Here is a 14,005-nt window from a genome sequence, read left to right as displayed (position 1 = left end):
AAAAACCAGCAAAGGAGACCCCTATGGCCTTCACGCTACCGGATTTGCCTTACGGTTATGACGCCCTGGATCGCTCCATCGATGCCCGCACGATGGAGATCCACCACACCAAGCATCACAACACCTACGTCACCAAGCTGAACGACGCGGTGAACGGCACCGACTACGAGGGCAAGCCGCTCGAGGAGCTGCTCAGCGGTATCTCCACGCTGCCGGCGGCGGTGCGCAACAACGGCGGTGGCCACTACAACCACTCGCTGTTCTGGAACATGCTCTCGCCGAACGGCGGTGGCGCGCCGAACGGGGCGGTGGCGGATGCCATCAACGAGGCGTTCGGCTCCTTCGACAGCTTCCGCGAGACCTTCACCAACGCGGCGCTTGGTCGATTCGGCTCGGGCTGGGCCTGGCTGATCCACACCGCCGAGGGCCTTAAGGTGACCTCCACGCCCAATCAGGACAATCCGATCATGGACGTCGCCGAGGTCCGCGGTACGCCGGTGCTGGGCATCGACGTCTGGGAGCATGCCTACTACCTGCGCTACCAGAACCGCCGGCCGGACTACGTCGAGGCGTTCTGGGACGTGGTCAACTGGGAAGAGGTCAACCGCCTGCTGGCGGACGCGGGCTGAACCGCAGCAGATCCCGTCGCATCGCCCCCGCCAGCGGGAGCTGCGCATCCTGCGGATGCAGCCCGATGCGCAGCCCCGCCCGCGGGGCGCGGGCGCGATTGACGGCGTTGCTGATCTGCAGCGCCCGATGTTGCAGTCCGTTACCCGCCTCATAGCCGAGGAGTGCCCGATAGCGCCAGCGGCCGCTGGCCTGGGAATAGATGCCTCGCATCGTCTCCACCGAATCGAATGGCTGTTCGCCGAGCCGGGCTCGCGGAAGGGCGCCCAGCGCCCAGGCGGGTGGCACATAGAGCATCGGTGGGGTCAGCTCATGAGACTCGAACCAGGCATGGCAGTCGCGCATGAGCGCGAGAATGCCCTCGGCATCCAGTGCCAGATGCTCGGCCACATCGCGGGAGATGAGGGCACTGTGCAGCCGGTGCCAGAGCCCGCCGTAGCGCGCGATGCGATGCCGCCAGCCATGGCCGGCCAGTTCGTGCCCGTCGGCCCGCCAGCGCCGCAGGGTCTCGATCCCCGCGTCATCCCAGCCGGCGCCGGGCACCACCAGCAGTACCGGTGGCGGCCAGCCGCAGTCATGACATAGATCAATGAGGGCCTGCACCCGCGGTAGCGTGCTCGGCATGACATCGTGGATGCTCAGATGGACGTCGGGCCGGCTCATGGTGCGATCAGCGCCAGCCATTCGTCGATGCACTGCCGGGCCATCTGCGCGCTGCGCTCACGGGCAGTCTCCGCGCGGGCGGCGAGTTCGTCGGCTGGCAGGGCGAGGAGCCCGCTGAGTGCCGCCGCGACGGTCTGCTCGCCATCCATGACTAGCAGGCCATCGGCGAGCGCCGGCCAGTCGGTGATCCCACAGCCGGGCGAGACCAGCGTCAGGCGACCACGCACCATGGACTCCAGCGCCACCGTGCCAAACGCCTCGACCCGCGAGGGCAGCACCAGCAGATCGCTTTCATCGAGCACACCGCGCAGGCGATCGCGGTCGAGCCAGCCGAGATACTCCAGATTCTCAAGCCGCGCGGCCGCCGCCTCGACCTCGTCGCGCAGCGGACCATCTCCGGCGATGCGAAAGCTGAGCCCGGGGTGGGCCTCGGCGGCCTCGATGATCGCATTGACGCGTTTTTCCGCGGCGAGGCGGCCGACGAAGAGGATCCGTCGGGGCGGTATCTGCAGTGGCGCCAGGGGGGTCTCGAGGAACTCCCGCGGGATGGGGGTGTTCACCCGGATGGCATGGCGGGCGCCCTTTTCCCGCGCGAGCTGGTGCATATGGGCCGAGTTGCTCACCACCACGCCGGCACGGCGGAAGAGAACGCGGTTGATGCCGCGCATCGCCACCCGGTTCACGGCGCCGCGCAGGCGCCCCCAGTAGAGCCCGGCGAGCGCCTCGTAGTCGGTATGCAGGCCGAAAATCAGCCGCGCCCCCAGGCGCCGCGCCATGAGGCCGGCGAGGATGCCGTAGGGCCCGGGGGTGGCGACGATCACCACCTCGGGGGCGGTATTCGCGATGGCCCGGCGCAGCGCAATGGGCGAGGGCAGGGCGATGCTCTGCGTGGCGTCGCCGGGCAGGGCAGTCTCATGCCAGTGCGGAATCACCGGGCCCTCGCCGCCGTTGGCGATCAGCCGGATCGCCGCCACCCGCGTGTCGAGGTGGGCGATCAGGTCGCTGTAGTAGGTGCCCACGCCGTTACGCTGTGGTGCGGCATCCGAGACCACGACCACGCGCAGTCGATGATCAAGGGGCGTCTGTTGGCCGGCGGGGATGGCCTCGGTGGCGGCAAAGTTGAAGGCCGCCCGGATGTCGGCGAATGCTTCGGCGACCTGGGCGCCGTCGAGGCCGTAGTCGGTGAGGGCATGCCGGTGGCCGGAGCGATGTGTCCGGGCCTGGGCATCCAGGGTGTCGAGGCGTTCGGCGAATGCCGTCCCGAGCGGCAATCCCAGATGGGCATAGACCTGGCGAATCGCCTGGGCCAGCCCCTGGCGCTGTGCGCCGAGGGGGAGGAACACCGCGCGATCGCCGGCCCGCGCCGGTAGCACCGATAGCAGGTTGCGATAGCCGAACTGCAGTTGCGCGAGCATGCGCCGCGTGAGCTCGTCCTGACGGATCGGGCCATGCAGCGCACGCAGCCCCGGGCCGAGGCTCGAGAGCTGCGAGGAGACCACCTCGGCGGGATCGCGCAGGCAGGCAATGAAGCGGGCATCCGGGAAGGCCTCGAGCAGGCTGGCGGCCAGGGTGGCGTGACTGGCGTTCTTCGCCAGATAGGTACGCTCGGCGCCATGGAAGTACAGATGCCGCTGGATGACCCGCCGGTACTGGCGCATGAGTCGTTGGCGCTCGTCGTCTGCGAGGGCGATATCGCCGCGACCGAGGCGCCAGAGTCGGTCGCTGTCGGGGAAGGCGACCACCAGAATGAAGGCCGAGAGCTGCGGGAGGAGGCTTAAGTAGTCCTCCTCCGGGGCATGAAGGCGCATGGGGTGGGCATCGGTGAGGGGTGCGACCCAGCGGCGGTTGAGCCAGCCGGCGAGCCGGCGCAGCGGCCTGCCCAGCCGGCGATCCACCCGGGCGAGTCCGCGCCAGAGGTGGCGATGGCTGATCGCGGGGGCGAGCAGGCACTCCCAGGTGCGCTGTGTGGTGAACTGACGATCCTCGGCGAGGGCCTCGTGCAAGGCGGTCGTGCCGCTGCGCGGCACGCCCAGGATGAACACCGGCCGCGCCACGGCGACCCGGCGATAGCCACGGAAGAGCAGTTCATCGAGCCACAGGCCGATCCAGTAGTAGAGCAGCACCACCGGCAGGATGAGCGCCAGGCCCAGGGTCACGGCCCAGCGCCGGGGTCCGTTGCGCAGCAGCCCCTGACGGCGGGGCAGCAGACCGCTTGCGATCAGGCCGAGGGCATCGGCGATTACCCTCCACATTCAGCCAGTCTGCCCCGCCTGCATGACCATTCGGTGTCGGTCAGTGCGGGCGCTTGCGGTCGATCTTGCCGAAGTGGTTGGCCAGCGCGCGGTCGAGCTTGCCCGCGGCCTGGTGCGAGGCGGTGTAGGCGTCCTCGGCCAGCGCCTCGGCGACGATGGGGTCCATGCCACGCGGGTGGGCCTCGAGCAGGCAGTGGATGTCGCGGCCACCCTTGCTGGCGTTCTCGTCCTTGAAGTGGGCCTCGATGCGCGTCAGGCGCTCGCCGTGCTTGCGCTCCACCGGCTCGAGCTTGTGCTGGAGGTGGTCACGCAGCGCATCGGAGAGGTGAACGCCGTCACCGGGGTTGATGATGAGTTCCATATCGGCTTCTGATCTCCTGTCGGATGGATGGGTTCGGCCGGCCTACGGCTGACTGGCCTGCAGCTCCGCCAGTGCCGCGCTAAAGCCGAGCAGCGACATGGGGATCTCGACGTTACGGCCCTGTGGGTCGACGATGGTCAGCACCGCCTCGGTACCGGCACGCATCTGACCGATCAGTGTCTCGCCGAGTTCGATATCGGCGCGGCAGCCGCTGCCCAGACAGAGCTGGACCGGGAACTGAATCGGCTCGTTGTCATCGACCTGCATCTGCACGCCGGGGGGCAGACGCATGCCCAGCGGCAGGTTGAAAAGCGCCACCGGCTGGCCGGCGTCCTGGGGGTAGCCGATGACCACCTCGAGCACGGTCTGTTCGCTTTCCTGCTCGCTCACCTGCTGGTACATCTCGCAGAATTCGCTGGCTCCAAAGGCTTCTTCGGGCGCGGGTTGACAGCGCACGATCCAGTTCTCGTGGCGGGCACGGACCTCGGCCTGCGGCTGCTCACCCTGGGGCTGGAGCGCCGGCTCCGAGTTATTCGACTGGGCCGTGGCAGTGCCGCTGGCGAAAACCAGGGCAAAGGCCAGCAGCGCCACGATGGGAGCGAGTGATCGGGTAACTGCCGTCATGGTCTACCTCGGTTGTCCTCGAATGGAGTGCTCAGTCTGCCGGACTGGGCCGGTCTTGCAACTCAGTCATCGTCCGGCTCATAGCCCAGGTTGGGGGCGAGCCAGCGCTCTACCTCGCGCACCGACATGCCCTTGCGCGCGGCATAGTCCTCGACCTGATCGCGGTAGATGCGCCCGAGGCCGAAGTAACGGCTGTCGGGATGGCCGAAGTACCAGCCGGAGACCGCGGCGGTGGGGAACATGGCGCGGCTCTCGGTGAGTCGCAGGCCGATGCGCTGCTCGACATCAAGGAGCGCCCAGAGCAGGTCCTTTTCGGTGTGATCCGGGCAGGCGGGATAACCCGGCGCCGGCCGGATACCGCTGTATTGCTCGTCGATGAGCGCCCGGTTGTCGAGCTGCTCGTCGGGCTGGTAGCCCCAGTATTCACGGCGGACGCGCTGGTGGAGCATCTCGGCGAAGGCCTCGGCGAGGCGATCGGCGAGCGCCTTGACCATGATCGAGTTGTAGTCGTCGTTATCGGCCTCGAAGCGCGTCACGGGCTCGTCGATGCCAATGCCGGTGGTCACGGCGAAGGCGCCCATCCAGTCGGGCTGACCGGTCTCCCGGGGCGCGACGAAGTCCGCCAGTGATTGGTTGGGCCGGCCCTCGGGCTTTTCGTTCTGCTGGCGCAGGTGGTGCAGGGTCGTGAGGACCTCGCTGCGGCTCTCGTCGGTGTAGAGCTCGGTGTCGTCGCCGACCCCATTGGCCGGGAACAGGCCGTAGACGCCGCGTGCCGTGAGCCAGCCCTCGGCGACGAGCCGATCGAGCATCTCGAGGGCGTCGGCATGCAGCTTGCGCGCCTCCTCACCCACGACCTCATCGTCGAGGATCTTCGGATAAGAGCCCGCGAGCTCCCAGGCGTGGAAGAACGGTGTCCAGTCGATGTACTCCACGAGCTCCTCGAGTGAGGGCTCGATGACATGGATGCCGGGCTGGTGGGGGCGTGCCGGCGCCCAGTCCGTCCAGTCGACGGGCGTCCGGTTGTCACGGGCGGCCTCGAGGCTCAGCCATTTCTGCCGCTTCTGACGCCCGGCATGCTGCTTGCGCACGCGTTCATATTCGCGGCGGATGCCGGCGGCGAAGTCCTCGTAGCGGGTATCGCTCACCAGGTTGCTAGCCACGCCCACAGCGCGCGAGGCGTCTTTGACGTAGATGACATCACCGTCATAGCGCGGGTCGATCTTGACTGCGGTGTGCACGCGCGAGGTGGTGGCGCCGCCAATGAGCAGCGGCAGCTCCATGCCCCGGCGCTGCATCTCCTTGGCCACGTTGACCATCTCGTCGAGGGACGGGGTGATCAGCCCGGACAGGCCGATGACATCGGCCCGCTTTTCGATGGCGGTCTCGAGGATCTGCTCGGCGGGCACCATGACGCCGAGGTCGGTGACCTCGAAGTTGTTGCACTGGAGCACCACGCCGACGATGTTCTTGCCGATATCGTGCACGTCGCCCTTGACCGTGGCGAGCAGGATGCGCCCGGCGGGCTCGTCGTCGGTGTTGCCGCTCGCGGCCTTTTCTTCCTCGATATACGGCAGCAGGTAGGCGACGGCCTTTTTCATCACGCGGGCGGATTTCACCACCTGGGGCAGGAACATCTTGCCCTCGCCGAAGAGGTCGCCGACCACGTTCATGCCGTCCATCAGCGGGCCTTCGATGACCTCGATGGGGCGGTTGAACTGCTGGCGCGCCTCCTCGACATCCTCGTCGGTGTAATCGGCGATGCCCTTCACGAGCGCATGCTCGAGGCGCTTGGCGACGGGCTGCTCGCGCCAGGCGAGATCCTCTTCCTTTTTCTTGCCCCCCTGACCCTTGTAGCGCTCGGCGAGATCCAGCAGCCGCTCGGTGGCGTCCTCGCGGCGCGCCAGCACGACATCCTCGACATGCTCGCGCAGCTCCGGGTCGATATCGTCATAGACCTCGAGCTGGCCGGCGTTGACGATGGCCATGTCGAGCCCGCCGCGGATGGCGTGGTAGAGGAAGACCGAGTGCATCGCCTCGCGCACCGCGTTGTTGCCACGGAAAGAGAACGACAGATTCGACAGCCCGCCGCTGACCTTGGCGTAGGGGAGGTTGTCCTTGATCCAGCGGGTGGCGGCGATGAAGTCCACCGCGTAGCGGTCATGCTCGGCGATGCCCGTGGCCACCGGGAAGATGTTGGGGTCGAAGATGATGTCTTCGGCCGGGTAGTCGACCCGCTCGGTGAGCAGGCGATAGGCGCGCTCGCAGATCTCGATGCGCCGCTCGTAGGTATCGGCCTGGCCCTGCTCGTCGAAGGCCATGACCACGACCGCGGCGCCGTGGCGCTTGAGATCGGCGGCCTGCGCGAGAAACGGCGCCTCGCCTTCCTTGAGCGAGATGGAGTTGACCACCGACTTGCCCTGGATGCACTTCAGCCCGGCGATCATGGCGTCCCACTTGGACGAGTCCACCATCACCGGCACCCGCGCGATATCCGGCTCGGCGGCCACGAGTTTGAGGTAGCTCTCCATGGCCTCGGTGGCATCGAGCATGCCCTCGTCCATGTTGACGTCGATGATCTGCGCGCCGCCATCGACCTGCTCCCGCGCCACCTCGAGTGCGGTGTCGTAATCGCCCTCCTTGATCAGCCGCTTGAAGCGCGCCGAGCCGGTGACGTTGGTCCGCTCGCCGATGTTCACGAACAGACTCTCTTCGCCGATATTGCACGGCTCCAGCCCCGAGAGCCGCATGGCCCGCTCGGGCTCGGGGATCGGCCGCGGTGGCAGGCCGGCCACGACTTCTGCCAGCGCCCGGATGTGCTCGGGCGTGGTGCCGCAGCAGCCGCCGATGATGTTCACGAAGCCGCTCTCGGCGAACTCCTTCATGATCCCGGCCATGAACTCCGCGGAGTGGTCGTACTCGCCGAATTCGTTGGGCAGACCGGCGTTCGGGTAGACGGTGACGTAGGTGTCCGCCACCCGGCTGATCTCCTTGACGAACGGGCGCATGAGATCGGCGCCCAGCGCGCAGTTCAGCCCCACGGTAAAGGGCCGGGCGTGGCGCACCGAGTTCCAGAATGCCTCGGTGGTCTGACCGGATAGCGTCCGTCCGGAGGCGTCGGTGATGGTCCCGGAGATCATCACCGGCCAGCGCTCGCCGCGGTCCTCGAACAACCGCTCCAGCGCATAGATCGCCGCCTTGGCGTTGAGGGTGTCGAAGATGGTCTCGATGAGCAGGATGTCGGCGCCGCCCTCGAGCAGGCCCTCGGCCGCCTCGCGATAGGCGGTGACCAGCTCGTCGAAGGTGACGTTGCGCTTGCCCGGGTCGTTGACGTCCGGCGAGATGGAGGCGGTGCGGTTGGTCGGGCCGATGGCGCCGGCGACGAGGCGCGGTCGCGCGGGGTCCTCGGCCTCGAACTCGTCGCAGGCCTCACGGGCGATGCGCGCGGCCTCGACGTTGATCTCCCGCGCCCGGTCCTCCATGCCGTAGTCGGCCTGGGCGATGGTGGTGGCCGAGAAGGTGTTGGTCTCGACGATATCGGCGCCCGCGGCGAGGTTCTCGCGATGGATCTCGGCGATGATATCCGGTCGGGTGAGCACCAGCAGATCGTTGTTGCCGTTGAGATCCTTCGGGTGCTCGGCGAAGCGCTCGCCGCGGAAATCGGGCTCGTCCAGCTCGTACGACTGGATCATCGTGCCCATGGCGCAGTCGAGCAGCAGGATGCGCTCGGCGAGGGCCTGATGCAGTCGGTCAATGCGCTGAGACATTCGCGGCGGACTCCGTTTGCCATCGTGAAACCCGCCATTATACGGAATCTGCCGGTTTACCCCAGCCGCCCGGGGTGCATAATACGGCCATGGAAACCTGGCCGCGGCGGTTCATTGCGTATTGGTTCGCGCTCTGGCATCTGCGTCAGCCTCCGCTGGCGACGGCGTCTGCCGGGGAGCGGGCGCGTTGGTGCCGCGATCACTGTGGCACCTTCGCCGGGCGCTGGTTTGCGCTCGGGGCTGGTCTATGGCTGCTCTTCAGCACGCCGTTCGCCTCCTTTGCGCCGCTGGGCATTATCGGCATCATCGGCCTGGTGATGGGGATGTGGCATATCGCCTGGCAGATCCTCGCCCAGGGGCGTGCCGGGCCGCCGCCCATCGAGCCGCCCGCCGAATTCCCGCGACCCGATGGGCAGCATGATGAGGGTTCGGAGCGTGATGATGGCAAGGCCTGACCGCCGCAGCCGGCGGCGAGTCGCCGCCGCACTGCGGGCCACTCTGGCCGTCGCGCTGGGCCTGGTGGTGGCGGCCTGCGCGACATCGCCCACCGGCCGCTCACAGTTACAGTTCTTCCCCGAATCGCAGATGCGCAGCATGGGCGTTGAGGCGTACGGCCAGATGAAGGCGAACGAGCCGATCATCGAGCAGGGGCCGGTGGTGGACTACGTGGAGTGCGTGGCCGATGCCATCATCCCGCAGGTGCCGTCGGAGTACGCCGAAAACGGCTGGGAGGTGACCGTCTTCGACAGCGAGCAGGTCAACGCCTTCGCGCTGCCCGGTGGCAAGATCGGGGTCTATACCGGGCTGCTGGACGTGGCCGAGAATCAGGATCAGCTCGCCGCTGTGATTGGTCATGAGATTGCCCACGTCATGGCCGAGCACGCCAATGAGCGGATGTCCACGCAGTTTGCCACGACGGTGGGACTGGGGGCGCTGCAGGTGGCCGCCGGCGATGACCCCCAGCGCCAGGAGCTGATGGCGGTGCTGGGGATCGGCGCACAGGTGGGCATCATCCTGCCGTTCAGTCGCCTGCACGAGTCGGAGGCCGACGAGATCGGTCTGGATCTGATGGCACGCGCCGGGTTCAATCCCGAGGCCAGCGTGGCGCTATGGCGGAACATGGCCAAGGCCAGTGGCAACGGGCCGCCGGCGTTCCTCTCCACGCATCCCTCCCGCAATCAGCGTATCGAGGATCTGCAGGCGGCCATGCCCCGGGCGCTCTATCTCTACGAGCAGGCCCTCGAGGCCGGACGGCGCCCGGACTGCCGCCGCCCGGCTAGCTGAAGACGATGGTGCGGTTGCGGTAGACCAGCGTCTGGCGCTGGAGATGCGCCCACACCCCGCGGGCGAGTACGAGTTTTTCCAGATCCTGTCCCTTGCGCACCAGCTCGCCCACGGAATCCCGGTGGGTGATGCGGGTCACGTCCTGCTCGATGATGGGGCCGGCGTCCAGGTCTTCGGTGACGTAGTGACTGGTGGCCCCGATGATCTTCACGCCCCGGGCATGGGCGGCGTGGTAGGGCTTTGCGCCGGCGAACGCGGGCAGGAAGGAGTGGTGGATATTGATGATCCGCTGCGGAAAGGCATTGATGAGCTGCGGGCTGACGATCTGCATGTAGCGCGCCAGGATGACCAGATCAATGCCGTTTTCCTCGAGCAGGGCGATCTCACGCGCCTCCTGCTCGGCCTTGGTCTCCGGTGTGATGGCAAAGCAGTGGAAGGGCAGACCGAACTGCTCGGCCACCGGGCGCAGCGTCTCGTGGTTGCTGATGATCAGCGGAATCTCCACGCGCCACTCCCCGGACTGCCAGCGCGAGAGCAGATCGTAGAGGCAGTGCGACATCTTCGAGACGAACAGCGCCATGCGCAGCGGCCGGGCATCGTGATGGAGCTGCCAGGTGGCCTGGAAGTCGTCGGCAATGGCCGACTCGAAGGCGGCGCCGAAGCCCGCGGTGTCGAGGCCGAAGCCGTCCAGCTCCCATTTCACGCGCATGAAGAACACGCCCTCGGCGCGGTCGACGTGCTGGTCGAGATCGATGATGTTGGCGCCGTGCCCGGCCAGAAACCGGGTCACGGCGGCCACCACACCCGGGCGATCCGGGCAGTGCATGAGCAGGGTGGCGGTCTGCGCGTTGGGCCCGCCCATCAGTCGGCGAGCCGGCGGTACTTGATGCGGTGCGGGTTGAGCGCCTCGTCGCCCAGCCGCTTGCGCCGGTCGGCCTCGTACTCCTGGTAATTGCCCTCGAACCAGGTCACCTGGCTGTCGCCCTCGAAGGCGAGGATATGGGTGGCGATGCGATCCAGGAACCAGCGGTCATGGGAGATCACCATGGCCGAACCCGGGAAGACCAGCAGGGCCTCTTCGAGGGCGCGCAGGGTCTCGACGTCGAGATCGTTGGTGGGCTCGTCGAGCAGCAACAGGTTGCCACCGCGTTGCAGCAGCTTGGCCAGGTGCACGCGGTTGCGCTCGCCACCGGAGAGGTCGCCGATGCGCTTCTGCTGATCCTGGCCCTTGAAGTTGAAACGCCCGACGTAGGCCCGCGAGTTCACCTCATACTTGCCCACCTGCAGGATGTCGTGGCCGCCGGAGATCTCCTCCCAGACCGTCTTGTCGTCATCAAGGTGATCGCGGCTCTGGTCGACGTAGGCCAGATCCACCGTCTCGCCGAGCCGGATGCTGCCGTCGTCGGGCGTCTCCTGGCCGACGATCATGCGGAACATGGTCGTCTTGCCGGCGCCGTTGGGGCCGATGATCCCGCAGATGCCGCCCGCGGGCAGGGTGAACGAGAGACCGTCGACCAGCAGGTGGTCGTCAAAGCCCTTGCGCACGGCGTCGGCCTCGACCACGACATTACCGAGGCGCGGGCCCGGCGGGATGTAGATCTCGTTGGTCTCGTTGCGCTCCTGGAATTCCTTCGACTGGAGCTCGTCGAACTGCTTCAGGCGCGCCTTGCTCTTCGACTGGCGGCCCTTGGGGTTAGAGCGCACCCACTCGAGCTCGGCCTGCATGGCCTTGCGGTGAGCGGCCTGCTCGCGGGCCTCCTGAGCGAGGCGTTTTTCCTTCTGCTCGAGCCAGGAGGAGTAGTTGCCCTCCCAGGGGATGCCATGGCCGCGGTCGAGCTCGAGGATCCAGCCGGCGACGTTATCGAGGAAGTAGCGATCATGGGTGACCGCCACCACGGTGCCGGGGAATTCGGCGAGGAATCGCTCGAGCCAGGCCACCGACTCGGCGTCGAGGTGGTTGGTGGGCTCGTCGAGCAGCAGCATGTCGGGGTTGGAGAGCAGCAGCCGGCAGAGCGCCACCCGGCGGCGTTCACCGCCCGAGAGCTTGGTGACATCGGCCTCCCAGGGCGGCAGGCGCAGCGCCTCGGCGGCCTGGTCGAGCTTGCGCTCCAGGTCCCAGGCATCGGCGGCGTCGATTCTGTCCTGCAGCTTTCCCTGCTCGGCCATCAGCGCCTCGAAGTCGGCGTCCGGGTCGGCGAATTTCGCCGAGACCTCGTTGAACTGATCGATCAGCGCCTTGGTATCGGCCACGCCCTCCTCGACATTGCCGCGGACGTCCTTCGCCGGATCGAGCTCGGGCTCCTGCGAGAGGTAGCCGATATTGATCCCCGGCTGCGGCCGCGCCTCGCCTTCGATGTCGGTGTCGATGCCGGCCATGATGCGCAGCAGCGTCGACTTGCCGGAACCATTGAGACCGAGCACACCGATCTTGGCGCCGGGGAAGAAAGAAAGGGAGATATCCCGGAGGATATGCTTCTTGGGCGGGACGACCTTGCCGACCCGATTCATGGTGTAGATATATTGTGCCATCCCACCAGTCTACGAAGTCTCGCGCCTTGAGAGAAGCGCCGCCCGCAATGCATGAAAAGGTGGTTTCCGCTATAATTTGCGGTTTCCATGATCCGCCCGCCAGATGAGGGACAGGCATGTATTCCAAGGACATGACCGTTGCCGGATTCGACCCGGAGCTGGCCGACGCCATCGATCACGAGCGTCATCGCCAGGAAACGCACATCGAGCTCATCGCCTCCGAGAACTACGCCAGCCCGCGGGTGCTCGAGATGCAGGGCAGCGTACTCACCAACAAGTACGCCGAGGGCTATCCGGGCAAACGCTACTACGGTGGCTGCCAGTATGTGGACATCGCCGAGAATCTGGCCATCGAACGGGCCAAGGCGCTGTTCGGCGCGGACTATGCCAATGTCCAGCCGCATTCCGGCTCGAGCGCCAATCTGGCGGTGTTCATGGCGCTGGCCCAGCCCGGTGACACCCTGCTGGGGCTGAGCCTGGATCATGGTGGGCACCTCACCCACGGAGCGAAGCCGAACTTCTCGGGCAAGATCTACACCCCCGTTCAGTACGGTGTGACCTCGGATACCGGCGAGATCGATTATGCCCAGGTTGAGCGTCTGGCGAAGGCGCATCAGCCGAAGATCATCGTGGCCGGATTCTCGGCCTACTCGCGCATCGTCCACTGGGCCCGCTTCCGGGCCATCGCCGACGAAGTCGGTGCCTGGCTGGTGGCCGACATGGCCCATGTCGCTGGTCTGGTGGCGGCCGGCGTGTACCCGAGTCCGGTGCCTTATGCCGATGCGGTGACCACGACCACGCACAAGAGCCTGCGCGGCCCCCGTGGCGGGCTGATCCTCGCCCGCGAAAACCCGGAAGTGACCAAGAAGCTGCAGTCGCTCATCTTCCCGGGCACACAGGGCGGGCCGCTCATGCATGCCATCGCCGGCAAGGCGGTCGCTTTCCGCGAGGCGCAGGATCCGGACTTCCGTGTCTACCAGGAGCGGGTCGTCGCCAATGCCCGCGCCATGGCGAAGACCGTCATGGAGCGCGGTTACGACGTGGTATCGGGCGGCACGGACAACCATCTGTTCCTGATGGATCTGGTCAGCAAGGGGCTGACCGGCAAGGAGGCGGACGCCGCGTTGGAGGATGCCCACATCACGGTGAACAAGAACACCGTGCCCAATGACCCGCAGTCGCCGTTCGTGACCTCGGGGCTGCGGATCGGCACGCCCGCCATCACCACCCGTGGCTTCGGTGAGGCCGAGAGCCGGGAGCTGGCCGGCTGGATCTGCGATGTCCTCGATGACATCAACGATGACGCCGTCCGCGCCCGGGTCCGCGACCAGGTCACCGAGATCTGCCTGCGTCATCCGGTCTACGAGGCCCTGCAGGGCTCATAGAGCGGAATGCGCTGTCCGTTCTGCCAGACGCAGGATACGCGGGTCATTGACTCGCGGCTCGCGAGCGAGGGTGACCAGGTGCGGCGCCGGCGCGAATGCGTTGGCTGCGGGGAGCGATTCACCACCTACGAATCGGCGGAGCTGGTCATGCCCCGCGTGGTCAAGCGTGACGGCACCCGCGTGCAGTTCGACGAGCTGCGGCTGCGCACGGGCATGATGCGGGCGCTGGAAAAGCGTCCGGTGGCCACCGAGGCGGTGGAATCCGCGCTCAACCGCATCCGGCAGCGCATTCAGGCGCTGGGTGATGGCGAAGTGGCGGCGAGCACCATCGGCGAGTGGGTCATGGAGGAGTTGCGCGAACTCGACCAGGTGGCCTATGTGCGCTTTGCCTCGGTCTACCGCAGCTTCCAGGACGTGAGCGCCTTCCGCGAGGTGATCGAGGGGCTGGAAGAGTCTGATGCACCGCTGATGGACAACGGTGATCACTCTTGAGTGACTTCAGCGCCGCCGACCACG

The 14,005-nt window shown here is 66.9% G+C and carries 12 protein-coding genes; 5 read left to right on the top strand and 7 right to left on the bottom strand.

The annotated features are described in order from the left end of the window. Positions 1-23 precede the first annotated feature (23 nt). Positions 24-629 (top strand): superoxide dismutase, encoded by a 606-nt coding sequence (locus V6X30_RS06200; protein WP_367983753.1) that lies wholly within the window; start codon positions 24-26, stop codon positions 627-629. Here V6X30_RS06200 and V6X30_RS06195 read toward each other — a convergent pair. The 5 genes from V6X30_RS06195 to metH form a co-directional block, all read right to left on the bottom strand. Further along, positions 601-1,290 carry a DUF2334 domain-containing protein gene (locus V6X30_RS06195; protein ID WP_367983752.1) on the bottom strand — a complete coding sequence of 230 codons (690 nt, stop codon included), beginning with the start codon at positions 1,288-1,290 and terminating at the stop codon, positions 601-603. The two genes, V6X30_RS06200 and V6X30_RS06195, sit on opposite strands and share 29 nt — an antisense overlap. Next, positions 1,287-3,542: a sulfotransferase gene (locus V6X30_RS06190; protein ID WP_367983751.1), complete on the bottom strand. Its 2,256-nt coding sequence runs from the start codon at positions 3,540-3,542 to the stop codon at positions 1,287-1,289. The genes V6X30_RS06195 and V6X30_RS06190 overlap by 4 nt, the downstream gene beginning before the upstream one ends. A gap of 40 nt (positions 3,543-3,582) precedes the next feature. Next, a complete protein-coding gene (locus V6X30_RS06185) occupies positions 3,583-3,903 on the bottom strand; it encodes an HPF/RaiA family ribosome-associated protein (RefSeq protein WP_367983750.1) in 321 nt (106 codons plus the stop codon). A gap of 42 nt (positions 3,904-3,945) precedes the next feature. Next, positions 3,946-4,527: an invasion associated locus B family protein gene (locus V6X30_RS06180; protein WP_367983749.1), complete on the bottom strand. Its 582-nt coding sequence runs from the start codon at positions 4,525-4,527 to the stop codon at positions 3,946-3,948. A gap of 62 nt (positions 4,528-4,589) precedes the next feature. Beyond that, positions 4,590-8,291 (bottom strand): methionine synthase, encoded by a 3,702-nt coding sequence (gene metH / locus V6X30_RS06175; RefSeq protein ID WP_367983748.1) that lies wholly within the window; start codon positions 8,289-8,291, stop codon positions 4,590-4,592. Positions 8,292-8,380: 89 nt separating this feature from the next. Between metH and V6X30_RS06170 the strand changes: the two genes are divergently transcribed. Both V6X30_RS06170 and V6X30_RS06165 read left to right on the top strand, forming a co-directional pair. Then, positions 8,381-8,746, top strand: coding sequence for a hypothetical protein (locus tag V6X30_RS06170; protein WP_367983747.1), 366 nt, complete (start codon positions 8,381-8,383; stop codon positions 8,744-8,746). Further along, entirely contained in the window at positions 8,733-9,575 is an 843-nt protein-coding gene (locus V6X30_RS06165; protein WP_367983746.1) for a M48 family metallopeptidase, read from the top strand. Before V6X30_RS06170 ends, V6X30_RS06165 begins: the two co-directional genes overlap by 14 nt. Here V6X30_RS06165 and purU read toward each other — a convergent pair. Beyond that, positions 9,568-10,437 (bottom strand): formyltetrahydrofolate deformylase, encoded by an 870-nt coding sequence (gene purU, locus V6X30_RS06160; RefSeq protein WP_367983745.1) that lies wholly within the window; start codon positions 10,435-10,437, stop codon positions 9,568-9,570. The genes V6X30_RS06165 and purU overlap by 8 nt on opposite strands. Continuing rightward, complete coding sequence (gene ettA, locus V6X30_RS06155) at positions 10,437-12,104, bottom strand: energy-dependent translational throttle protein EttA (RefSeq protein ID WP_367983744.1); 1,668 nt, start codon at positions 12,102-12,104, stop codon at positions 10,437-10,439. Before ettA ends, purU begins: the two co-directional genes overlap by 1 nt. Before the next feature lie 116 nt (positions 12,105-12,220). On the opposite strand from ettA, the gene glyA reads away from it, so the two are divergent. Next, positions 12,221-13,489, top strand: coding sequence for a serine hydroxymethyltransferase (gene glyA, locus V6X30_RS06150; RefSeq protein WP_367983743.1), 1,269 nt, complete (start codon positions 12,221-12,223; stop codon positions 13,487-13,489). Positions 13,490-13,495: 6 nt separating this feature from the next. Then, the gene (gene nrdR / locus V6X30_RS06145; protein WP_367983742.1) at positions 13,496-13,981 is read left to right on the top strand and encodes a transcriptional regulator NrdR; all 486 of its coding nucleotides are present in this window, start codon (positions 13,496-13,498) and stop codon (positions 13,979-13,981) included. Positions 13,982-14,005: the final 24 nt, after the last annotated feature.

The sequence above is a fragment of the Spiribacter sp. 1M189 genome (genome assembly GCF_040838345.1).
Taxonomy (GTDB): domain Bacteria; phylum Pseudomonadota; class Gammaproteobacteria; order Nitrococcales; family Nitrococcaceae; genus Spiribacter; species Spiribacter insolitus.
The sequence above is the reverse complement of the archived record's forward strand: the minus strand, read 5'-3'. Positions and strand labels throughout refer to the sequence as shown.

Excerpts from the sequence above, each read along its gene's own strand:
- V6X30_RS06200 (WP_367983753.1), top strand. The coding sequence starts at position 24 with ATGGCCTTCACGCTACCGGATTTGCCTTACGGTTATGACGCCCTGGAT.
- V6X30_RS06195 (WP_367983752.1), bottom strand. The coding sequence starts at position 1,290 with ATGAGCCGGCCCGACGTCCATCTGAGCATCCACGATGTCATGCCGAGC.
- V6X30_RS06190 (WP_367983751.1), bottom strand. The coding sequence starts at position 3,542 with ATGTGGAGGGTAATCGCCGATGCCCTCGGCCTGATCGCAAGCGGTCTG.
- V6X30_RS06185 (WP_367983750.1), bottom strand. The coding sequence starts at position 3,903 with ATGGAACTCATCATCAACCCCGGTGACGGCGTTCACCTCTCCGATGCG.
- V6X30_RS06180 (WP_367983749.1), bottom strand. The coding sequence starts at position 4,527 with ATGACGGCAGTTACCCGATCACTCGCTCCCATCGTGGCGCTGCTGGCC.
- metH (WP_367983748.1), bottom strand. The coding sequence starts at position 8,291 with ATGTCTCAGCGCATTGACCGACTGCATCAGGCCCTCGCCGAGCGCATC.
- V6X30_RS06170 (WP_367983747.1), top strand. The coding sequence starts at position 8,381 with ATGGAAACCTGGCCGCGGCGGTTCATTGCGTATTGGTTCGCGCTCTGG.
- V6X30_RS06165 (WP_367983746.1), top strand. The coding sequence starts at position 8,733 with ATGGCAAGGCCTGACCGCCGCAGCCGGCGGCGAGTCGCCGCCGCACTG.
- purU (WP_367983745.1), bottom strand. The coding sequence starts at position 10,437 with ATGGGCGGGCCCAACGCGCAGACCGCCACCCTGCTCATGCACTGCCCG.
- ettA (WP_367983744.1), bottom strand. The coding sequence starts at position 12,104 with ATGGCACAATATATCTACACCATGAATCGGGTCGGCAAGGTCGTCCCG.
- glyA (WP_367983743.1), top strand. The coding sequence starts at position 12,221 with ATGTATTCCAAGGACATGACCGTTGCCGGATTCGACCCGGAGCTGGCC.
- nrdR (WP_367983742.1), top strand. The coding sequence starts at position 13,496 with ATGCGCTGTCCGTTCTGCCAGACGCAGGATACGCGGGTCATTGACTCG.